18 protein-coding genes are annotated in these 20,825 nt (G+C 52.4%); 6 read left to right on the forward strand and 12 right to left on the reverse strand.

The genetic code is table 11. The features are described 5' to 3' along the window. Window positions 1–59 precede the first annotated feature (59 nt). The gene (locus tag A0W33_RS20790; RefSeq protein ID WP_139237096.1) at window positions 60–320 is read left to right on the forward strand and encodes a hypothetical protein; all 261 of its coding nucleotides are present in this window, start codon (window positions 60–62) and stop codon (window positions 318–320) included. Between the two features lie 432 nt (window positions 321–752). Here A0W33_RS20790 and hemA read toward each other — a convergent pair whose 3' ends face one another. The 5 genes from hemA to A0W33_RS00310 form a co-directional block, all read right to left on the reverse strand. Beyond that, complete coding sequence (gene hemA / locus A0W33_RS00290) at window positions 753–2,036, reverse strand: glutamyl-tRNA reductase (RefSeq protein WP_068839848.1); 1,284 nt, start codon at window positions 2,034–2,036, stop codon at window positions 753–755. A gap of 143 nt (window positions 2,037–2,179) precedes the next feature. Continuing rightward, window positions 2,180–3,241 (reverse strand): response regulator, encoded by a 1,062-nt coding sequence (locus A0W33_RS00295; RefSeq protein WP_068836305.1) that lies wholly within the window; start codon window positions 3,239–3,241, stop codon window positions 2,180–2,182. 3 nt (window positions 3,242–3,244) lie between these two features. Beyond that, window positions 3,245–4,471, reverse strand: a complete 1,227-nt coding sequence (locus tag A0W33_RS00300; RefSeq protein ID WP_068836306.1) for a hybrid sensor histidine kinase/response regulator — start codon at window positions 4,469–4,471, stop codon at window positions 3,245–3,247. 203 nt (window positions 4,472–4,674) lie between these two features. Beyond that, window positions 4,675–5,121 carry a response regulator gene (locus A0W33_RS00305; protein WP_068836307.1) on the reverse strand — a complete coding sequence of 149 codons (447 nt, stop codon included), beginning with the start codon at window positions 5,119–5,121 and terminating at the stop codon, window positions 4,675–4,677. Between the two features lie 10 nt (window positions 5,122–5,131). Then, window positions 5,132–6,676: a sensor histidine kinase gene (locus A0W33_RS00310; protein WP_068836308.1), complete on the reverse strand. Its 1,545-nt coding sequence runs from the start codon at window positions 6,674–6,676 to the stop codon at window positions 5,132–5,134. A gap of 232 nt (window positions 6,677–6,908) precedes the next feature. Between A0W33_RS00310 and A0W33_RS00315 the strand changes: the two genes are divergently transcribed. Then, window positions 6,909–7,655, forward strand: coding sequence for a universal stress protein (locus tag A0W33_RS00315; RefSeq protein WP_139237098.1), 747 nt, complete (start codon window positions 6,909–6,911; stop codon window positions 7,653–7,655). Between the two features lie 307 nt (window positions 7,656–7,962). Here the strand turns inward: A0W33_RS00315 and A0W33_RS00320 are convergent, their stop codons facing one another. From A0W33_RS00320 to ric, 5 genes are all read right to left on the reverse strand, one after another. Further along, window positions 7,963–8,277 (reverse strand): metal-sulfur cluster assembly factor, encoded by a 315-nt coding sequence (locus A0W33_RS00320; RefSeq protein WP_068836310.1) that lies wholly within the window; start codon window positions 8,275–8,277, stop codon window positions 7,963–7,965. After that, complete coding sequence (locus A0W33_RS00325; protein ID WP_068836311.1) at window positions 8,258–9,565, reverse strand: cbb3-type cytochrome c oxidase subunit I; 1,308 nt, start codon at window positions 9,563–9,565, stop codon at window positions 8,258–8,260. Before A0W33_RS00325 ends, A0W33_RS00320 begins: the two co-directional genes overlap by 20 nt. 4 nt (window positions 9,566–9,569) lie before the next feature. After that, the gene (locus tag A0W33_RS00330; RefSeq protein ID WP_068836312.1) at window positions 9,570–10,382 is read right to left on the reverse strand and encodes a DUF2249 domain-containing protein; all 813 of its coding nucleotides are present in this window, start codon (window positions 10,380–10,382) and stop codon (window positions 9,570–9,572) included. 2 nt (window positions 10,383–10,384) lie between these two features. After that, window positions 10,385–10,894 carry a hypothetical protein gene (locus A0W33_RS00335; RefSeq protein ID WP_068836313.1) on the reverse strand — a complete coding sequence of 170 codons (510 nt, stop codon included), beginning with the start codon at window positions 10,892–10,894 and terminating at the stop codon, window positions 10,385–10,387. Between the two features lie 182 nt (window positions 10,895–11,076). Next, window positions 11,077–12,036: an iron-sulfur cluster repair di-iron protein gene (ric, locus tag A0W33_RS00340; RefSeq protein ID WP_068836314.1), complete on the reverse strand. Its 960-nt coding sequence runs from the start codon at window positions 12,034–12,036 to the stop codon at window positions 11,077–11,079. Window positions 12,037–12,233: 197 nt separating this feature from the next. Here ric and A0W33_RS00345 point away from each other — a divergent pair, with 197 nt between their 5' ends. Further along, the gene (locus A0W33_RS00345; protein WP_068836315.1) at window positions 12,234–15,521 is read left to right on the forward strand and encodes a vitamin B12-dependent ribonucleotide reductase; all 3,288 of its coding nucleotides are present in this window, start codon (window positions 12,234–12,236) and stop codon (window positions 15,519–15,521) included. 289 nt (window positions 15,522–15,810) lie between these two features. Here A0W33_RS00345 and A0W33_RS00350 read toward each other — a convergent pair whose 3' ends face one another. After that, window positions 15,811–17,091 (reverse strand): hypothetical protein, encoded by a 1,281-nt coding sequence (locus A0W33_RS00350; protein ID WP_068836316.1) that lies wholly within the window; start codon window positions 17,089–17,091, stop codon window positions 15,811–15,813. Between the two features lie 59 nt (window positions 17,092–17,150). Further along, complete coding sequence (locus tag A0W33_RS00355) at window positions 17,151–17,792, reverse strand: thioredoxin family protein (RefSeq protein WP_068839849.1); 642 nt, start codon at window positions 17,790–17,792, stop codon at window positions 17,151–17,153. Window positions 17,793–18,078: 286 nt separating this feature from the next. On the opposite strand from A0W33_RS00355, the gene A0W33_RS00360 reads away from it, so the two are divergent. From A0W33_RS00360 to A0W33_RS00370, 3 genes are all read left to right on the forward strand, one after another. After that, entirely contained in the window at window positions 18,079–19,893 is a 1,815-nt protein-coding gene (locus A0W33_RS00360) for a hypothetical protein (RefSeq protein WP_068836317.1), read from the forward strand. 7 nt (window positions 19,894–19,900) lie between these two features. Further along, on the forward strand, window positions 19,901–20,362 hold the full coding sequence (locus tag A0W33_RS00365; RefSeq protein WP_068836318.1) for a 6-pyruvoyl trahydropterin synthase family protein: 462 nt from the start codon (window positions 19,901–19,903) through the stop codon (window positions 20,360–20,362). Window positions 20,363–20,550: 188 nt separating this feature from the next. Next, a complete protein-coding gene (locus A0W33_RS00370; protein ID WP_068836319.1) occupies window positions 20,551–20,751 on the forward strand; it encodes a hypothetical protein in 201 nt (66 codons plus the stop codon). Window positions 20,752–20,825 lie beyond the last annotated feature (74 nt).

Consider the following 20,825-nt stretch of genomic DNA (forward strand, 5'->3'; position numbering starts at 1 on the left):
ATCGGAGGGGTGGCAGTGGTATACTTGTAACGTGTTAGAACCCAAACCCCCTTTGTCACATGAAATCGAATGTTCACCCCTCAGCAAAAGTGCTTGTAGAATCATGCCTGAGCATCATAGGATTACATCCTAAAGGTGTTCAGAAGGCAGCTACAGTTGAAGAAGAACCAGCTGGCTTTGCTACCATAGATGGTAGTATGGTCTCTCATCATTCCGGATCATATGCCATCAGTAGTGGCTCCGGTATCTTCATCGGTGATTATTTCGTTGGCTTTGCCGATTCGTGTCAGTCTATCACGCTACCTCCCTATTCCCGGTAGCATAAGACTAATTTGTTTGTAACCCCTTTAATTTTTAAAATAGATTTTGTTGGTTGTTTGTGTTTAAATTAGGCAAAGCCCTGTAGTCCCCCCTGCAGGGCTTTTGCTTTTAAGGCTTTTGCAATTCCTGCAGGTTGAACTACAGGGCTGCATTAGGTCAGCTATAAAATGACTTTTATAATCAATCAGCTTCGATGAATGCCTACAGGGTACAGCAAAAAACACCTGAAGGCCGCTGCATCAATCTTTCTTGCGGAAAGTTTACGCTGCTTATGTTCGTTTCTACTAATTTAATGAACCATGCGTGAAGTGGAAAAGGCTCCGGCCTGTCTGCTTTGTTAGCTGCAAACATGCCGGAGCCTTTTTCAATAATTTTTCTACCCTAAAGGTAGAAGCAACAACTTCAACTTATACTGCTATAGGCAAATCTGTTTATATCCTAACATCAGCTGCAGGAAACTCTTCTTTCTCCAGGTCAAACAAGGAGCTCAACCCTTCGAGAAGTGCATCAGACTCCCCGCGCATACAGGCAGCTTTCAAACGCATCGCTGGCATGCGCACAATCTTGTTCAGCATGTTCTTGGTGATGGTCTCTACCAAAGCCTTCTCCTCTGTGCTTAATTTTTTCAGGTAACGCGCTATCTCCTGCTCACGCACTTCCTCAAGGCGGTTCTTAAACTGCTGCAGGGCCGGCGACATCGTCATCTCACGTGTCCAGTTACTGAACTCAGCTATAGCATCAGCTATAATGTACTGCACCGCAGGGATAGCGGCCAGGCGCAGCTCCAGAGCCTGGGTTGTCCGGTTTCGGATACTGTCTACATTGTGTACTGAGGTGCCCTTTAATGCAGCCAAATCGCTGTCGATGCTGCGTGGCATGGACAGGTCGATGAAAAACGTAGGCGCCTGCGGGCCACACTGCTCAAACTCTGCTTTGCTGATAAAGAAGCAGTCTCCCGGCACGGATGAAATCACGACATCTGCCAGCTTTATTTCTTCCCACACGTTTTCCCAGTAGGCCACGCGCGCGTTGCATTTCTGCGCAAGTTCCAGTGCCTTGTGGTGCGTACGGTTTACAATTGTCAGATTTTCTATACTTGATTTGCGGAAATTGTCGCACACGTTGGCGCCGATCTCCCCAACGCCAATCATGAGCACGCGCGGGTTCAGCAGGTGGTCTGTCAGTTCCTCCACCAACTCCACAGTGGCATAGGAAACCGAGGCGGCACCGTCGCGGAAGGCGGTTTCGTTGGCCACGCGTTTGTTGGCAAAGAAAATTGTATGCATTAACCGGTGTAGAAACGGACCGGCCATTCCTGCGTCCGAAGCCCATTGGTAAGACTTCTTTACCTGGTTCAGGATCTGCATATCGCCCACCACCTGCGACTCTAACCCCAGTGCCACCTGAAACAGGTGCTGCACGGCCTCCTGGTGTGCCGTAATGTGGCGAAAATGCGGCATGATGCGCTTGGTGGCAACAAATCCCTTCTCAATCGCCAGCAGCTTCACAATTTCGCGTGACAGGTCTTTGGGTGAACTGTAGTATACTTCGGTGCGGTTGCAGGTGGATAGCACCAGCACATCCTGCGCCTCAGTAAACTCGCGGATCTTGTCCAGCAGGTTTCGGCAGGCAATCTCATTCAAAGCCACCTCTTCACGAATGACGATCGGAGCGTTTTTGTAGGAAAGTGTGAGTGCTTTAAAATGGTTCTGCATCTGAAATCGGTTAATGTCTGATGCAAAATTCAGCATATAGCCGATGCTAAAACATGACGGATGTCACCCAATTTGATGATACTCAGCAGATGCCCCACCGCGCGCCGAGCGGGCGGTGGTACGGTATTTTTAAAGGAGCCGCCTTAGTTTCGCATGCGTTTCAGCTTGTCCAGGTTCAGGATGGTGATTTTGCTGCCCTGGCTGTCAATAAGCTTTTCTTCCTTGAAATCGGCTAATGTACGAATCACCGTTTCCTTGGAGGCACCCACAATACTGGCCAGGTCCTCTCTCGAGATCACTACCTGCGACAATCCCTGGTGCTCATTTTTATACTGCTTCTCCACGAAGATCAACGCCTCAGCCACGCGCTTGCGCACGGAGTTGTACGCCAGCCGTAGCAGCCGCTCCTCGCGCTCGGCCAAATTGTCGGAGAGTATTTTAATAAATTTGTTAGCCACCAGCCGGTTGTTGTGCAGTAGCAGGAAGAAATCCTCCTTCGAAATCACAAAGATCTCCGAGTCCTCCATCACCGTCGCCGACTCATGGTAAGCCTTCTCCTCAATCAAATCGAGGTAGCCGATAAAATCGCCGTCCTTGTACAGGTTGGTAATGTACTCGCGCCCGTCTTCGTTCGACTTATAAGTTTTGACCTTCCCCTTGTTGAGGAAGTATAGGGCGTTGGGGTGATTTCCCTCCAGGAACAGCGGCTGCTTCTTTTTGAAGAGCTGCAGTTTCTGCCTGTCGGAGGTGAGCTGGCTTAGGTTGTCCTGTCCTTTGGCCTCCTGTATAAATTCATTCAGCCCTTCGGCACTTTTCTGAAAGCCCGCCTTCAGGGCTTCGTTCTTGCGCAGGCGCATCTCCACGGCATCAAGCAGTTCCAGGTCATCAAAGGGTTTTATGAGGTAATCATCGGCGCCCAGGTTCATTCCTTTGCGGAAATCCTCCTTCTCCGATTTAGCTGTCAGAAAAATAAAAGGAATACTGGCTGTTGCCGGGTTATTGCCCAACAGGTGCAGCACGCCGTAGCCATCGAGCTGTGGCATCATAATGTCGCAAATGATGAGGTCGGGCAGTTCTCTTTTTGCCAGCTCCACCCCTTCCTTGCCGTTGGCCGCCTCTGAAATATTGTAATTGGCCAGCGAAAGAATCTCAGCAATGTTCTCGCGTATCTCCTGATTGTCTTCTATTAGCAGTATCTTCTTCATTTCTTAGCTTTTGTTCGGGAAAATAACGGTGAAGGTGGTGCCTTTGTCCAGTTCACTCTCGTAACTCAACGTCCCCTCCATAATATCCACATATTTTTTGACAATGTTTAGGCCTAGGCCCGTCCCCTGAATATTCGTTACGTTCTGAGCGCGGAAGAATGGCGAGAACAAGTGTGCTTTATCGGCCTCGGGTATGCCGATGCCCTCATCCTGCACCGTAATCGTGATGTTATCTTCGGTTGTTTCGGTGGAGAAGTAAACTTCCTTTCCCTCAGCAGAATACTTACTGGCATTGGAGAGCAGGTTGAACAGGATGTTTTTCAGAAGCTGCTTATCCAAGGCTACCAGTGCTTTTTCGCGGAAGTGGCTGTAGTGAATGCGCTGCCCCGGCTTTAAAAATCCTTGCAACTCGTCTGTAACCTCGGCCGCGAACGCCACCAGATCAAACTGCGTGGGCACGTTGTATATTTTGCCCTCCTCAATGCGGCTGATCGACAGGAAGTCATTTAGAATACCGGTCAGGTTGCTCACGGCAGATTTTATTCTTTCGACGTGCTTCTGCCTTTTGTCATCGTCCTCGGTTGTTTTATACTTGCCAATGAGCGATGCGGAGGAAAGCACCGTGCTTAGCGGCGTCCGGAACTCGTGCGAGGCTATCGTCACAAACCTGGACTTCAGCTCGTGCAGCTCTTTCTCCTTTTGTAGGGCCTTGCGCACCTCCTGCTCGGCTTTGTACAAACTTCTGTTCGATTTTTCGAGCTTCTGGATGGCAGCACCCAACTCGTGCGTGCGCTCTTTCACGCGCTGTTCCAGCTCAGTATTCAACCGCTGAATCACCGCAAGGCTTTTGGCGTGCTCTATACTGTATCGAATGGAGCGCTCCAACTCATTTGGGCTGATGGTGCCTTTGACAAGATAATCCAACGCACCGGCACGCATGGCCTTTTCATCGGTTTCGCGGTCGCTTTGGCCTGTCATCAGTATAAGCGGGGCTGTGGTTCCCCGTTTCACCGCTTCCTTTATCAGTTCCAACCCATCCTGTGCGCCCAACCTGAAATCGACCAGGTACACATCGTGCCGTTTCTGCTCGATCAGCTCAAGGCCTTCTTCAAAAGACCCGGCCCACTCCAGCAGGTAGTGGCGCCCCGGAATATCGTTGATACTGTCGCGGGTGATGATAAAATCGTCCTCATCATCGTCTATCAGCAGTATGCGAATCTTATCTTGCATAAAGGAGCTGTTTTGGGGCAGTTGGGGGTTAATTTGTCTTAGCTGTATGCTTCGCTCTAGTAACTCCTGATAAAGTATGGCTTGAAAGTATAAACAAGCGGCACTTAAAAAGTAAACTGATCAGCTAAACCAGTTCGCCCTTAGAAGTATTATTTTATACTTAACTCAGTGTTCAATAACCCTCTCTTAGTAGGACATTATACTTATAGCTTCGGCAACTCCACTATCTCAAACCAGTACTTGCTCAGGGTTTTCATCACATCCACGAGCGAGGCGAACGTAACGGGTTTTGTTATAAAGGAGCTGACACCCAGATCGTAAGTACGCAGAATATCTTCTTCGGCTTTGGAGGTGGTGAGCACGACTACCGGAATCAGGCGCAGGTACTCATCCGATTTAATTTCCTTCAAAGCTTCGCGGCCATCTTTCTTCGGCATGTTGAGGTCGAGCAGAATAAGGCCCGGTGTTGGAAACTTTGCCTTATCCGTAAAGTTCCCCCGGTGATGGAGGTAGTCCATCAGGTCCTCGCCGTTCTCTACAAAGTGGATGTTGTTTTTCAGGCGGCTTTCCTCCAGGGCATCCTTCACCATCATGCGGTCTTCGGCATCATCGTCGGCAATCAGAATAACAATTGTTTTTTTATCGGCCATAATTTTTAATCTACTCCTCTGGGTGTTTACGTGCGAGTGTGATGATAAAGCGGGTGCCTACACCGGGCTGGCTGCTGGCGGTAATATCGCCGCCATGTCGGATGGCAATTTTACGGCATACCGCCAAGCCAATACCTGAGCCTTCATACTTCTGCCCCTCTAGCCGCTGAAAAATGTTGAAGATACGGTCCAGGTACTTTTCATCGAAGCCGATGCCGTTGTCCTCCACGTATATCTCCACCACCTCATCGCCGGGTGTGGCAGTGAGGTGGGCCTTGCGCTGCAGGCTTTTGGCATATACGTTGATGATCGGGCTCTCCTCGGCTTTGCGGAACTTGATGGCATTGCTGATCAGGTTCTGAAACAGCTGCCGCATCTGGGTCGGCTCTGCCTCTATGTTTGGCAAAGGCGAACGGATAATCTCCGCGCCGGTGTGTTCTATACTTACTTCCAGGTCCGAAATCACCTCCGAAAGTATGTCGTCCAAACTCACCATCACAAAAGCCTTTGATTTGGCGGTAACCCTGGAAAAGCCCAGCAGGTCGTTGATGAGGTTCTGCATGCGGGAGGCGGCATTGAGCATGCGGTTTACATAATCCTTGCCCTGTTCGCTCAGGTTGTCATACTCCTTCGTCATCAGGCGGTCGCCGAATGCCTGAATTTTCCGCAAAGGCTCCTGCAAATCGTGGGAGGAAACGTAGGCGAAATCCTGCAGCTCCCTGTTGCTGCGCTCCAGTTCGGCGGCGTAACGGCGCAGGCGCTCCTCGTTCAGTTTCTGCACCGTAATGTCGTGCACGAAACCAGTATATACTTTGCGGCCACTCAATTCCACCTCACTTATACTTAAATAGAAAGGAAAGATGGTGCCGTCTTTCCGAAGACCTGTTACTTCTCTGCCAATTCCGATGATGCGGCGCTTGCCGGTTACCTCGTAGTCGTGCATGTAGCCGTCGTGCAGGCTTTTGTCCGGCTCGGGCATGAGCAGGTTAATGGACTGCCCCAAGAGCTCATCGGCGCTGTAGCCAAACTGTTTCGCGGCGGCGGGGTTCACCATTTCGATGATGCCGCGCTGGTTGATCGTGATGATACCGTCAACCGCTCCCTGTATGATGGAATTGATTTTGTTCTCGCTCTCGCGCAGGGCGTTTTCAGCCTTCTTCAACTCCGAGATATCGTGCACAATGCCTGTAAAGATTAGCCTGTCGGGCAGGCGCACCTCACTTATACTTAGCAGAAAAGGGAATACGCTTCCATCTTTCTTCTTGCCCAGCACCTCGCGCCCCTTCCCAATTATCTGGGCATATCCGGTCTCTAGGTAATTCTGGATGTACTTGTCGTGGTTGCTGTGGTCGGGCTCAGGCATCAGCATACTGATGTTCTGGCCAATCACCTCCTCGGGCGCATAGCCAAAGATATTCCCCGCAGCAGGGTTCATTGTTTCCACAATGCCACGGGTGTCGATGGTGATGATGCCGTCGATCGCCGTGTCAATGATCGCCTTTAAACGGGTGCGGCTGTCTATCTGGTCCTGATGGGTATGCAAAGGTTCTTCCAAATCAAACGTTTTTATAAAAATAGGTACTAGAACTAATATTTACCAACTATCCCCGCAATCATTGCCTCAAACTGATAATTATCACTGCCCCGGGTGCTGTACATCATACAGGAGAAGGCATACGAAAAATAACTTTACACACGCTAACTGAACAGGCTGTTTCTACAGGCGAAGGAAAAGTGAAGTGCCGCCCTACGGCAGGTTTGGTTTAAATTTTAAGGTAGCCCCACTGATGAAAAACATACTGGTAGCAACAGATTTTTCGGACAACGCGCGCAATTCAGCCATATATGCTGCAAGGCTGGCGTGCTGTGCCGGCTGCCGCCTAATCCTGCTGCATACGTACAGCATGGCAGACGTGGTCGCAGAAAATGAGGACAGTAAACCCTGCATTGAAAAGCGGCGGCAGGCAAAGATGGATGAACTGGCACATGAACTGCACGACCACTATGGGGTGTCTGTTACACGCTTGCTGAAGCCGGGCTTCTCGGCCGATGAAATCCCCTCGCTTGCCCGCCGGGTGAAGGCGGATGTGGTGGTGCTGGCCTTTTCCTCGTTGCAGCAATTGCAAAGCGGGGAGACAACAACAACTTTACTTGCCACAGGAATGCCCGCCCTGCTTTTCGTTCCACCGCTGGCTGTTTTCACGCAAGCAGCGGGCATGGCATTCGGGCAGGAACAGTATGGCACACGTATAGCGGAAAACTCCCTGTTGCCAAAGCTAAAGAAAGTATACGGCACGGGCAGCTTTCTGCAGCCGCATCAGCCTATCGCCGCCGTAGGAGAATCATCAATTAGGAATGACGTAGCAATTGTAAGCACAGCAGCGCCAGTTAAAAATCCCTTCATAGCACAACTTCAGCCACACCAACTGCTGGTGCTTTTCGCTGTTGCTGCAACAAGTATAGGCAGCGGAGCGATGGATTTCTTATCAGATGAATCGAACCTGTCGCACCCTATACTTGTGTTGCGAGGCTAATCCAGCTTTCAGCATCAAAGCTATTACAAAGGCCCCATCATTTTGATATCATGGGGCCTTTGTAATTAAGTATGGTGGGTGATGTTGGCAGTTGTAAAAGATGTCCGGGAAACAAGATGGCTCCTCTCCTGCGCGAAGGCTATTAAGTTCTCCGATTTGGTCCACCTGAAAGGCCATGGTGGCAATTAAGTAAAAGGCTTAGCCTCCACGGGAGAAGTTTTTTCCACCACGTAACTTTACGGACGCAAATGTCTTTAATGCGGCTTCCCGAAAACTTAGCAGCCCCTTCTCCTGCCCGGTCTTAAGTTTACCGCCCCTCCAACTGCGCCATGCCTTCCGGCGTTATCATGTCAGGAGACCATGGCGGCGACCAGACAAGGTTTACCTTCACCTCGAGGTTAGGAAAGCGTTTGAGCAGGATTTGTTCGGTGGCAGTTACGATGGTGCCGCTCATGGGGCAGCCCGGGGTGGTAAGCGTCAGTTTCACTTCCAGCAGTTTCCCATCCAGGCTTACTTCGTACACGAGCCCGAGATCCACAATATTCACCCCGAGTTCCGGGTCAATGATATACCTGAGCGTCTCGAAAACATCTTTTCCAATATCAGGCGTTTGCATTTCCATACGTAAAAGGTTTAAGGTCATGAACTTTGTGCAGCAGCATGCGGAACACGTTGACCGTGTACAGGAGCGAGGTGGCCGTGAAGCAGATGGCACCGGCAAGTATAACAGGCTGCATCTGAAGCAGCACACCAGCAACCAGCAGCACGAAGCCAGCCAGGTAAAGGATGTTCTGCCAGCGCAGCAACATGTTGCTGTACATGTCCTTCGGCAGCGGTGTTTTAAAGCGCCCCACGTAGTCTTCGTAGGCATGCATCCACACGATAAAGGGCAGCGTTTTAAAAGTCTGCCCCAGGATCAGGGCTGAAATAAAACCCAGGAACACAGAGAGGCCATACACCAGGTAGATGGCTGAAAGCAGTTCCTGCGGCAAGGCCAGGTTGCTGCTCACCACAAACACCAGCAGCAGGGGAAGCAGCAGGAGCGCCAGCGCCACGAAGGTCTGTTTCATGCCCAGGTCCACATCCTGCCGCTGTCGCAGCTGCTTGGCATCGTGCAAAAACCACAGGAACAGCAGCACCCCTCCCACCACCAAGGCCGCGTAGAGCGGCAAAAGCGCCGTGCGAAAAAGCAGGTGGTCGAAAATGAAAAGCACTAGCCCGGCATTGATGAAATTATACGACCAGTTGAGCTTTTTTATACTTGCCACGTGCGACAGCAAAAACATCGGGATCAGCTTGGAGCCGACGCCGATGATGAGCAGCAGAAACCAGCCTGCCATGCCCATGTGCGCGTGCAGCTGCAGGTAATGCACATGATCACGTGGCAAAAACGCATAGGTAAAATTGAACGCCATCAGCAGTCCCACAAAACCCGTTACCAGGAGCCAAACAGCCGAGGTCACGATAAAATCAGCCTCCACGGCCCATTTTGCCGCTTTGCGGGCTGTTTGAATGATGTTGATTGTTACCAACAAGAAAGAGAAAAACAACAGCACCGCCGCCACCTGCAGAAGCAAACCCACCCAGAAGTGCCAGAAGGCGCAGGCCAGCAACATGGTGCCCACTCCAAGTAAAACGAACGTCCAGACCGCCAGCTTTTCGCTGTAAAGTTTGCTCTCCAGCACCACAGGCAGCAGTTGGTACAGCGCGCCAAAGATCAACATGGTGGCCCAGCCAAGCACGGTTAGGTGCGTGATGGTGAGCAGCTTTGGGTTGAAGTAATGGCCTCCAAAGGCATCGGTGGAGAAAAGCAGCAACACGCTCATGGCCACAAACGACAGCGCGGCAAAGGCATAATGCGGCAATACAACCCATTTGCCCGGTGAATTTGAAGTAGAGGCAGTGCTCATTTCTTTATTTTCTATAGATGAACAAATATACTTCGCCTGGGCCAGCCTCTTTTATACTTATAGCAAAGCCCCGCTCCTGCAACTGCGGCAACAAGTACTGCGGCACTCGTTTGTGCAGCACGTACAGTCCCGCATCCGCAGGTAGCTTTTCCAGTTCACAAAGGATAGTAACCATGGGCTGCGGCATTTCCAGGTGGCGCACATCCACGCGTCGAACTTTGCCGGCATAGGCCGCTAGCAGCGCATCAAAGCTTTCGGAACTGGCAGTGAGTGCTTCCCCAGAAACGGGCGCTGCCGCGTTTTCACGCCAGAAGTAAGTATGCACCAGCTCCAGCCCAAGGTTCTCCACGAAATGCAGAAATCCCTTCTTCCGAAGTATAGTCAGCAAGGGCGTGGGCTCAAAAGTATTGACCAGCAGCAGCGCCTGCGTTAGATCAAGGGTTGTCACGGCATCCATAATCAACCGGAATGGATCCTGGCCAGCGGCTATGCTTTCGCGCACGTCCAGGGTGGTGATTTTTTCTATTGGCAGCTGCTGCAGAAATTCCGGTTTGGCGGCAACGGCAACAGGGGTTGGTTCGGGTGCCGCCGTGGCAGCCATAGTAAAACCCAACGGCGCCAGCTTCCGATAAAAGTCCTCTATCTGGCAGCCGCCAATGCGCGCAGCATCCGCTATACTTACACGCGACGCCAAAATTTTGCGAAGCAGCGGGTTTCGCAGCTTCGCAAAATGAGCGCTTATACTTGCAATCGCCTCTATCGCCGCCGGGTTGGCTTTAATGATGGCGGATATTTTGGTGCTGGCGGCCAGATTCATACTTAGGCTTCTGCTTTTTTGTGTACCCAGAATTCCGGTGTAAAATCGTCGGTGTGCACGGTGTGGCACTGCTCCAGCAGTTTCCCCGCCAGTTCCAGTTCCTCCGGGTTCGCCTGGTCCTGCAGGTACGGGAACAGCTCCCGCTCCTCCCACCGGATGTGGTCGGTCAGGTCCAGCTGCAGCATTTCATACAGCTCCTTTGTCAGTTTCTCCTCTTTAAGGATTAGGTTGATAATCGACTCCAGCAGGCGGTGCTCCTCCTCAATACGGATGCGCAGGGCATCGTTTTTGGGCAGCAGCCGATCCAGCAGCCACTCCTCCTCCTGGCAGTGCTCCTTCAGGATGTTGCCCCAGAAATAGCGCACGTAGTCGCGAATCAGATCCAGATCTGTTCCTTTCTTCAGGCCCTGGCGCAGCTTCCAGCAAAATAGCAACCCAAAGTGGTGTTCCCTGGAAAGCGGCACCAAACTCTTGTCTCTTTTCTGTGGGGTGATGGATGCAGTCTTTTTCATGATCTTGAGAATTTTTCTGAATCAGGAATTGCGGGATGAAGCAGGATGAACAGATTCAGTAGTTCATACTTCACGCCTGGCGGACAAGACACTCGCAGGACCTTCCACGCTGTGAAGTCTGCACAACAGCGAAACAAATTCTGCACATCCTTTCACATCCTGCAACTCCTGATTCAGAGAGTTTATTTAATCACTTCTTTTTCCAGTTCAATGGCCTTCGGGAACAGGATGTTGTTCTCCAGGTGAATGTGGCGGTGCAGGTCGTCCTCAAACTCCTGCAGTTTTTTGAAGGCAACGGTGTAGGTTGCGCAGGCATCAGCGGGCAAAGCGAAATTACTGCTAAGCGCACGGATTGCCTCCAGGCTCTCGCCAGCTGCCTCGTGCTCCATCTCCATCATGTTGATCGGATTCTGGATAGAGCCGAAGGCTGGCTTATCAAGCTGTACGCCGCTCTTTTTAGCCTCCACCAACTGCTTGATGAACGGGAACAGCACGCGCTCCTCTTTCGGCATGTGCGCCTCCAGTTCGTTGGCTACGTTGGTGAAGTGCCTGGCAATTTCCAGCAACTCCGGATGGCGGCCGCCATGCACGCGCGCAATTTTCGAGGTGTACTCGTAGAGCGCCGGAATGGCCTCACGCACATACTTGTGGTGAACGTTCACGATATAATCGGCCAGGAAGGATGGCTCCCAGCTGGCGTAGTCGGTTTCGTTGCTGGTGCTTGCATCCGGAATAGCCTGGAGTTCTTTCTCCACCACATTGGCGTCAAGCCCTTTTTCCTCGCACACCTGCTTAATGGATTTCTTGCCGCCGCAGCAGAAGTCGATGCCGTATTTCTTAAACACCTGCGCCTTGCGGAAGTCCTTTGCCACCAGCTCCCCGATAGACTCACCGGCCTCGAGGTTTAGCTTCGTAATCAGCACTTCCCATACTTCGGGGCCCTGCTCCAGGTACTCCCACTTAAAGATATTGCCGCGCTCGCCCAGCAGTTGGTAATACACCGGCTTTGGGTCGTGATCGTTGTGGATGATGAATCCCTGGCCGCCCTGCAGGTTGTCAAAACGGTCGAATATGGTCGGATGCTTCAGGCGTGGCGCTAGCACGGTTACATCCAGGGTCTCTACTGTTGCGGTATTTTCCATTGTTGAATTTGATGAAGGTTAAAATTCTTTTCTGCTTCTGATTTGTATTTCAAAAGTAAAAAAGCCGTCGCTGAATAAAAGACAGTAAAGTCTTCTATAGGAATGATCTTCGTCATTTTTCATACGCGCAGATGGTCCCACTTTTAACCCGCAGCACCACAATGCAAACCAATTCTATTCACGCTCACCCCTATCTTATGGCAAAACACCAACCCACACTAGAAGGCATGACCATTCCGCGCCTGTTCACTAAAGCGGGCAGCAGCCCCTACACGTTCTATAAGTATGAGCGCCGTTCCTCCACCATCCGCACTCCCACCGGCGAGGTGGTGGCAGAGCTGAAGGACGTGGAAGTACCGGAAATGTGGTCGCAGATTGCTACCGACATCCTGGCCCAAAAGTACCTGCGCCGGGCGGGCGTCCCTCAGTCCGACGGCAGCACCGGCACCGAAACATCGGTGAAGCAGGTGGTGCACCGCCTCGCCAACTGCTGGAAAGTATGGGGCCAGCGCTACAACTATTTCAAATCAGAGGCGGATGCACAGGCATTTTACGACGAGCTGGTTTTCCTGCTGCTGGGCCAGTATGCCGCGCCCAACTCCCCGCAATGGTTTAACACCGGCCTTTATGAAAGCTACGGACTCACCGGCAAGGCACAGGGTCATTTTTATGTTGACCCAGACACACAGGAACTCAAGGAATCCACCTCGGCTTACGAGCGTCCGCAGCCGCATGCCTGCTTTATACTTGGCGTAAACGACGACCTGGTGAACAAGGGCGGCATTATGGATTTGTGGGTGCAGGAGGCGTGCATTTTCAAGTATGGCTCGGGCGTGGGCAGCAACTTCTCCAGCATCCGGGGCAAGGACGAGCCGCTCGAAGGCGGCGGCACTTCCTCTGGGCTGATGTCTTTCCTGAAAATCGGAGACCGCGCGGCCGGGGCCATTAAGTCAGGAGGCACCACACGCAGGGCCGCCAAAATGGTGAGCCTCGACCTGGATCACCCCGAGATCGTGGAGTTTATCAACTGGAAAAAAGAAGAGGAGAAAAAGGTGGCGGCGCTGATTGCCGCGGGCTACAGTTCTGACTACAACGGGGAGGCGTACCAGACAGTGTCAGGGCAAAATTCAAACAACTCGGTACGCGTGCCGGATGCGTTTATGGAAGCGCTGCAGGAAAATAGGGATTGGGAACTGACCGCCCGCACCGACGGCAGCGTCGTACAACGCATACCGGCACGGGAACTGTGGCAACAGATTGCAGACGCCGCGTGGGCCTGCGCCGACCCGGGCCTGCAGTTCGACACCACCATCAACGATTGGCACACCTGCCCCGCCGACGGCCCTATCCGCGGCTCCAACCCCTGCTCCGAGTACATGTTCCTCGACAACACCGCCTGCAACCTCGCCTCCCTTAATTTGCTTAAATTCTATAACACTAAGAAGCAGCAGTTTGATGTAGCGGCTTTCGAACACGCCTGCCGGCTATGGACGGTGGTGCTGGAGCTATCGGTGCTGATGGCGCAGTTCCCATCTGAGGCGGTGGCGCAGCGCTCGTACGATTACCGCACCATCGGCCTGGGCTATGCTAACCTTGGTGCGCTGCTCATGGTGCAGGGCCTCCCCTACGACAGCCCCGAAGCCCGGAGTACCGCCGCCGCCATCACTGCCCTGATGACAGGCACCGCCTACAAAACATCCGCAGAAATGGCAGCAGCGCTGGGCGCTTTCCCAAAGTATGCGCAAAACAAAACCGCCATGCTGCGCGTGCTCCGGAACCACCGTTACGCTGCCTATAACCAGCAAGAGAAGTATGAGTCGCTTCATGTACAACCAGTGGGGTTGGATGAAGCCACCTGCCCGGCTTACCTGCTGCAGGCTGCGCGACAAGTATGGGACGAGGCGCTGGAGCAGGGCCAACAACACGGCTACCGCAACGCTCAGGCCGCCGTTATCGCCCCCACCGGCACCATCGGTCTGCTCATGGACTGCGACACAACAGGCGTTGAACCAGATTTTTCCTTGGTGAAGTATAAAAAACTGGCTGGCGGCGGTTACTTCAAGATCATCAATCAAAGTATACCGGCGGCACTCCAGAAGCTGGGCTATACTTCCAAAGAGTCCGAAGCCATTGTACATTACGCCAAAGGACACGCTTCGCTGAAAGGCGCGCTGCACCTGCACGAGGTAGCCCTGCAACAATTGGGTTTCACCGAGCAGGATGTTGCGGTGCTGGAGGCGGCCTTGCCTACTGCGTACGACATCAGCGCGTTGTTCTCTGTTTATACTTTGGGTGATGACTGCCTGCAACGTCTGGGATTCACGCCTGCACAATACCAGCAGCCGGAGTTTAACCTGCTGCGCGCCCTTGGTTTTACAAACCTACAGGTAGCAGAACTGAACGACTACTGCTGCGGCACGATGACGGTGGAGGGCGCTCCTTTTCTGAAGCCGGAGCACTACCCTGTTTTTGACTGCGCCAACCGCTGCGGCCACACCGGTACACGGTATATTCTGCCCGAGGGGCATATTCGGATGATGGCTTCGGTACAGCCGTTTATCTCCGGAGCCATCTCTAAAACCATTAACCTGCCCCACGAAACCACCGTCGCCGAGGTAGCCCATTGCTATGCTTTTTCGTGGGAGTTGGGTTTGAAGGCCTGCTCACTTTACCGCGATGGCAGCAAACTGTCGCAGCCGCTGTCCGGTAAAAATGCGAAAGCTGAAACGGAGAAACCCACGGCCAAACCCGAGGAATTGAGTTACAATGCCGAGCAGGTGCTGCAGGCAGCCAAAGCCATACTTGCCAATGCCGATAGTCCTGCTTTCCGGCAGCAGCTCACGCACATGGTGGAGCGCCACAAACTGCCCGACAAACGCAAGGGCTTCACCCAGAAAGCGAAGATTGACGGGCACACGGTGTACATCCGAACAGGTGAGTATGCCGACGGCACGCTGGGTGAAATTTTCATTGACATGTATAAGGAGGGAGCCTCTTTCCGTTCCATCCTCAACTGCTTCGCCATTGCCGTGTCGCTGGGATTGCAGTATGGCGTGCCGCTGGAGGAGTTTGTCAGCCGCTTCACCTTCACCCGTTTTGAGCCGGCTGGCCGCGTGGAGCACCCCAATATCAAGTCCACTACCTCAGTGTTCGATTACCTTTTCCGCCTGCTGGGCTACGAATACCTGCAACGTAACGACCTGGTGCATGTACAATCAGAGGAAACTCAGGAGGTGGTTATGCTGCAGCGTTTAACAGCACCTTCATCGGCAGAAGCAAGTATAGCCCCACCAAGTACAGCCGCCGCCAACGGCAGCTACAAAGGAGTGTCCCAAAGCCGCACGGTTCTGATGGAGCAAACGCAGCAGGTATTGGCCAGCATGATGGGCGATGCACCCATCTGCAACACCTGCGGCCACATCACCATCCGCTCCGGTACCTGCTACAAATGCCTGAACTGCGGAAATAGTCTGGGCTGCAGTTGATTCAAGTGACAAGCAAATAAAGAAGCCGCAGCTGTTTAGTAAAGCTGCGGCTTCTTTTTGTCTAGACAAAGCAACAACCAAGCTGCTGCTTAGAATAAGATTGTTTTGAATCTGTATAGTTGAAGGAGGCACAAGCGGACGCTTGCGCCAGTAAGGCTAATCTTACCAGTTCCTTTTCTGTTATTCGGATAAATAGTCTTGTTTTAAGCGAGCTTAAGCTGATGCTTATGGCTGAAAAGAACCTTTCGGGATTACAAATGGGGTATAGAGTGAACAGCCTCCTTGTTCCTCAGGCAACTTTATGTTGTAGCTTCGCTTTTGCCACCGGCTCCTGCTTTATACTTCTGAGGCCGGAAATCTGTGGGATGAAAAACAGCAATATTCCCACTGGCATGGCGATGCTGATGCAGAACAGGAGTATAAAATAGTGTGGAATCAAACCTGCACCAGCCCAGAAGAAGATGCCCTGCAGAAAAAGTATGGCTTCGCTGCCTACAAGTCCGGTTAAAAACAGACTGATGCCCCAGCGGCTCCTGATTGTCTGGAAGCTTAACCAGCCGCGCTGCACAAAAAAAGACAGCAGAAAAAGACTCACAAACCCGAGCAAAACAAGGTGCAGGTAGCCAATTACAAAGTTTCGCTGCCGGTAAGCCAGGTCAGCCACATACGGAAAAGCGGAGGCAAATTGCATCACGATCTTCATCACAAGCGCTACACCAGATAGCAGCAGCAGCGCTCGGCTCCAGGCGTCAAAACGAGCAAGTATGGCTTGGCGCAACGGGTAAAGCAAGCGCAACAATAAACCCAGCGCCACTACCTGCCCAAAAGCCGCCGCACCACCTAGCAGATATACAAGCCCATTCGGCTTTGTCCAAAGCACTGAGAGCGCAAAGGCGGGCAGGCAGGACCAGAACATCAGCCGAAAAAAAGCAAGCGCTATAGCACGGTTGAAGCCTACGTTATACTTTTCCAGTAGCCAGAAAAGCAGGCCCGTCACCGCAAACGCAAACCAGCCGTTGTACTGGAAATGCAGGTAAAAATAGATGGCGTTGAAGTATAAACTGTCGCCAATATGGCCTGTTGCCATGATCGGCCCCATCGCCCAGGGTCCAAGCGAGGAAAGCACCATGAAAAACAGCGCGGCGCGAATCAGATTGAATGAAAAACTATGTGCACCGTGGGCAAGGTTCGCTGCTTTGGCATCGCGCCAGAACCGGTAGGCAAACCAGTAACTCAGCAGGATGTGGAGCGAAGAGAAGGTGATGGAAAAGAAGGCATAGCCCTGCACCGGAAAGCTGATAAGCATACCCGCCACTGCGCCCTGTGAGAGCCAGAACTGCCGGGCGTATACTTTTTTCTGCTGCATAAGGGGAGGCAGGTACGCGTACAGCAACGCTACGAAAAGGGCCGAATACAGCCAGCCCAGCAACGCCACGTGCGAGTGCCCGTGCAGCAGGTATTTATAGTTGATCCCCTCCAGCGGCGCCACAAACATCCAGCGAAGCAACAGCCCCAGAAAGGCCACCACCACCAGGTTCAAAAGCGTCACGATAAGCCATTCCCTTCTCATTTTCAGTAGATGCGTGTACCGGCCAACAGGTTCGAGTAAAGCCTGTTTTGCCTGGTTAATTAGTGTGCAAGCGCCTCATTCTCCTTTACCTGGAGCGCCCTGCGCATAAGCACCAGCAGGTCCTGCTGCAGGGCCTGGCTACGGTCCTGGGCGTAGAGGCTGTGCAGGTACAGGGCAACTTCCGCTGCCTCTGCCCGTGGGTTGGCTGCCTTAAAATTGTTGAGCTGCTCCTGGATGGCTGCCGGGCGCGGGCCCCAGGTAAACATGCGCTCCCCTGTCACGGGCGAGGTGCAGATCAGCTTCGGGATGGCACGGCTGCCGTTGGTCAGGCAGGTGTCCATCCAGTTCGGGTTTTCGTCGCGCAGCAGTACCCGGAGGGAAATACCAGGTGCCTGTGCGGCAATAGCGGCAATGGCTGGAATCTGTTGCGCGCCGTCGCCGCACCAGGATTCCGACAAGACCACCCACTCCCATTCCGGCTTGTTTTCCTGCAGCAGCATTTCCAATTCAGGCAGGAGCACAAACTGCTTCTCCACCCGTTTCATGCGCTGCAGGTTCAGTTTCGTGTAAGCAATGCGCTCTTCTGACTGCTCAGGGCCAGAGGTTTTCTGCTGCCTTACCAGCTCTGCCACCACACTGTGGTATGCCTGGTAAGACCGCGGGTTGCGCATGGCGGGGGCAAGTATGTTGTATAGGCTCATAATCCAGATTTCTTTATGCAAGATTACTTCTACTAAACCGCTATTTAAATGACTGTCGTCACTTCTGCCCCATAAACCGGCTGCTTTTCGTCATTATATGCACTTTTCAATATAGCAATGATATATATCATGCCTGCCAATGATGCCCGGCATTCAGCTTCGAACCCACACCCGCTACCTTGTCACTCCTTAGCGCCTGCTCCAGCTTCTGTGCTTGAAATGACGATGTTGAGTAGAGCAGGCCAGTGAATCATCGATCTTAAAAGCATCAAAAAAATAAGTACATATGAACCAGCACGCACCGCACACATTTCACATCCCGGTAATGGGGCTTGCCTTCACGGCCGATTCCCCTTTAAAGGTGGCCCGCTTCGGCATCACGTCTGTTGTATCAATCGGAGACGATGTGCTGCTCGAGCAACTGAGGGCCCACTACAGCCAGCAGCACGGGCGGCCATACTTTCCCATCGCCCCTGGTGAGGAGGATTACCGTGCCCGCCGCATTACCGCATTCTTAAATCTGACGGATGAGCTGGTGCAGGAGCAAATACAGGAGTTGAAGCAGCAGGAGTTCACGCCAGACAGTGACCTTACCCGCTATTTTGAGATGCTACCGGATCATTCTCCTTTACGGGAGCAGTACCTGGAGATGCGCTACACCAAAGATCCTTTTCAGCGGCTGTGCATTCAGGAAGAGCTGTGTGAGGCGGTGGTGCCAGGACGGATTGACGTGAACATCATGACGAAGCTGGATAAAACGAACTTCGCGAAAAACGGGGAGCCGCTGCCACAGGAGTACACCGATGCCCAGGCCGCCTTGCGTGGGTTTGCCAACAGCACCGTACGGGCCGCCTTGGTGTTTTCAGCGGGTATGAACATGCGCCTTTACGGGTATCTGGAGCAGTTTGAGTGCTTTCTGCCAGATAAAGAAGGTGCATTCGAGAAGGAAGTCATCATCAAAGTGAGTGACTATCGCTCTGCCTTTGTTCAGGGTAAGATACTAGCTAAGAAAGGCATCTGGGTATCTGAGTTCAGAGTGGAGTCCGGCCTGAATTGCGGCGGCCATGCCTTCGCCACCGACGGCTACCTGATGGGCCCTATCCTGGAGGAGTTCCGGCAGAACCGTGAGAGCATGCGCCTGGAGCTTTACAGTTTGTACAGTGCCGCCCTGGCCGCCAAAGGCAACCAGGTACCGTACGATGTTCCGGAACAACGCATCAGTGCGCAGGGTGGAATCGGTACGGCGGGGGAAGACAAACTAATGCGCCGCCACTATGGCATGGACGCCACCGGCTGGGGAACGCCTTTCCTGCTGGTACCCGAAGCAACCACAGTGGACGAGGAAACGCTTGCAAAGCTGGTGCAGGCCACAGAAAAAGATTTGTACCTGAGCCCGATATCTCCCTTGGGCGTACCTTTCAATGCATTGCGGGGCACTTCAAGCGAGCAGCAAAAGGCTGACCGTGCAGCCAAAGGCAAACCCGGCAGCCCCTGTATCAAGAAGTTCCTGGTTTCGAACACCGAGTTTACGGATGAGCCCATTTGCACGGCTTCCCGCAAGTACCAGCGGCGCAAACTGATTCAGTTGCAGGAACAGCAGCTGCCATCAGAAGTATACCAGGCCGAGGAAGCAAAAGTGCTGGCAAAGGAGTGCCTTTGCGACGGACTGGCCAACGCAGCGCTGCAGCTACTGAACATCGGCAAAAAAGCCGCCTCCAAAGCCGTTACCATCTGCCCCGGTCCTAACCTGGCTTACTTTTCAGGTGTTTTCAGGCTGCAGGAGATGGTCGATCACATCTATGGCCGCTTTAACGTGCTCAACAGCACCTATCGACCGCACGTGTTTATCAAGGAGCTAAACATGTACATCGACTACTGGAAAAACAAAAAAGACGAGCAACTCGAAACGCTGACGGAAAAGCAATACAAGTACCTGCAGGGCTTCTGGGAGAATTTACAACAGGGTATTCAATACTACAAAAAACAGCTGCCTGAATTCTTTAAAGACCAGTTGGAGCAGCAGGTGCTGATGCTGGATGAGTTGCTGGATGCCGAAGAGGAACTGCTGCTTGCCCGCCTCCCAAAAACAGCTGCCGATTAAAAAAGCAATGAACATAATACGGTTAACGCGCCTGTTCACCTTCGAGATGGCGCACGCGCTGCAGGGGTACGATGGCCCCTGTAGCCACATTCACGGGCACAGCTACCGCCTGGAGGTAACCATTACCGGCATACCCATCCAGGAGAAAGGGCATCCTAAAAATGGGATGGTGCTGGACTTCGGTGATCTGAAAAAGCTGGTTCAGGAAACAATTGTAGATGAGGTAGACCATGCCCTGCTGTTGAGTCAGGATAGCCCGGCAGAACTGATCAGCATGTTGCAGCAGTTGCAGCACAAACTGGTTTTAACACCTTACCAGCCAACCTGTGAAAACATGCTGCTTGATTTCAGAACAAAGCTCCGCAACAAATTACCTGAGAACCTCTCACTGCACTGCTTAAAGCTTTGGGAAACGCAGAGTTCATTTGCCGAGTGGTATGCCGCAGACGAAGTAAAACTGAAGAACTAAATCCTTCGCTACTTTTTTACAGGAAATGCGCTGTAGTTTTAAATAACTACAGCGCATTTCCTTTTTTAGAACAGCCATACTTGCAGCTTTAAGTTCAGGATGCAATCAGGGCTCCCAGCTATACTTGCTAAACCTGTAACAACCTGTTGTTTATGCCGTTCTAGAGTTACTAAACTATTGAAAGAACTATGAAAAAGCTACTGATCATATTGCTCGGAACTTGTACTTTCGCCTGTGGTGATGCCGCGAACGAAGGCGCTACAGAGGAGGACACTGACATTCAGGCGGGCGATGAAGTAAGGCCTCAGATTGAATACGAAGCGGACACTGCCGGCACATTTGAAACGGATACTGCATCGGCAGCACCGGTGATTGAAGAGCAGCCTTAATACCCCAACTGCCTACCGTAAAACAGGAGCGCAGGGCCAAAGGCCCTGCGCTCAAACCAAACACTTCACCTTAT

It is taken from the genome of Pontibacter akesuensis, assembly GCF_001611675.1.
Taxonomy (GTDB): Bacteria; Bacteroidota; Bacteroidia; order Cytophagales; family Hymenobacteraceae; genus Pontibacter; species Pontibacter akesuensis.

What these genes read in the sequence shown, in the direction of transcription:
- ric (WP_068836314.1), bottom strand. Translation starts at nt 12,036, where the DNA reads ATGGAAAATACCGCAACAGTAGAGACCCTGGATGTAACCGTGCTAGCG.
- A0W33_RS00355 (WP_068839849.1), bottom strand. Translation starts at nt 17,792, where the DNA reads ATGAGCCTATACAACATACTTGCCCCCGCCATGCGCAACCCGCGGTCT.
- A0W33_RS00360 (WP_068836317.1), top strand. Translation starts at nt 18,079, where the DNA reads ATGAACCAGCACGCACCGCACACATTTCACATCCCGGTAATGGGGCTT.
- A0W33_RS00300 (WP_068836306.1), bottom strand. Translation starts at nt 4,471, where the DNA reads ATGCAAGATAAGATTCGCATACTGCTGATAGACGATGATGAGGACGAT.
- A0W33_RS00295 (WP_068836305.1), bottom strand. Translation starts at nt 3,241, where the DNA reads ATGAAGAAGATACTGCTAATAGAAGACAATCAGGAGATACGCGAGAAC.
- A0W33_RS20790 (WP_139237096.1), top strand. Translation starts at nt 60, where the DNA reads ATGAAATCGAATGTTCACCCCTCAGCAAAAGTGCTTGTAGAATCATGC.
- A0W33_RS00315 (WP_139237098.1), top strand. Translation starts at nt 6,909, where the DNA reads ATGAAAAACATACTGGTAGCAACAGATTTTTCGGACAACGCGCGCAAT.
- hemA (WP_068839848.1), bottom strand. Translation starts at nt 2,036, where the DNA reads ATGCAGAACCATTTTAAAGCACTCACACTTTCCTACAAAAACGCTCCG.
- A0W33_RS00345 (WP_068836315.1), top strand. Translation starts at nt 12,234, where the DNA reads ATGGCAAAACACCAACCCACACTAGAAGGCATGACCATTCCGCGCCTG.
- A0W33_RS00350 (WP_068836316.1), bottom strand. Translation starts at nt 17,091, where the DNA reads ATGAGAAGGGAATGGCTTATCGTGACGCTTTTGAACCTGGTGGTGGTG.
- A0W33_RS00330 (WP_068836312.1), bottom strand. Translation starts at nt 10,382, where the DNA reads ATGAATCTGGCCGCCAGCACCAAAATATCCGCCATCATTAAAGCCAAC.
- A0W33_RS00370 (WP_068836319.1), top strand. Translation starts at nt 20,551, where the DNA reads ATGAAAAAGCTACTGATCATATTGCTCGGAACTTGTACTTTCGCCTGT.
- A0W33_RS00325 (WP_068836311.1), bottom strand. Translation starts at nt 9,565, where the DNA reads ATGAGCACTGCCTCTACTTCAAATTCACCGGGCAAATGGGTTGTATTG.
- A0W33_RS00335 (WP_068836313.1), bottom strand. Translation starts at nt 10,894, where the DNA reads ATGAAAAAGACTGCATCCATCACCCCACAGAAAAGAGACAAGAGTTTG.
- A0W33_RS00320 (WP_068836310.1), bottom strand. Translation starts at nt 8,277, where the DNA reads ATGGAAATGCAAACGCCTGATATTGGAAAAGATGTTTTCGAGACGCTC.
- A0W33_RS00305 (WP_068836307.1), bottom strand. Translation starts at nt 5,121, where the DNA reads ATGGCCGATAAAAAAACAATTGTTATTCTGATTGCCGACGATGATGCC.
- A0W33_RS00365 (WP_068836318.1), top strand. Translation starts at nt 19,901, where the DNA reads ATGAACATAATACGGTTAACGCGCCTGTTCACCTTCGAGATGGCGCAC.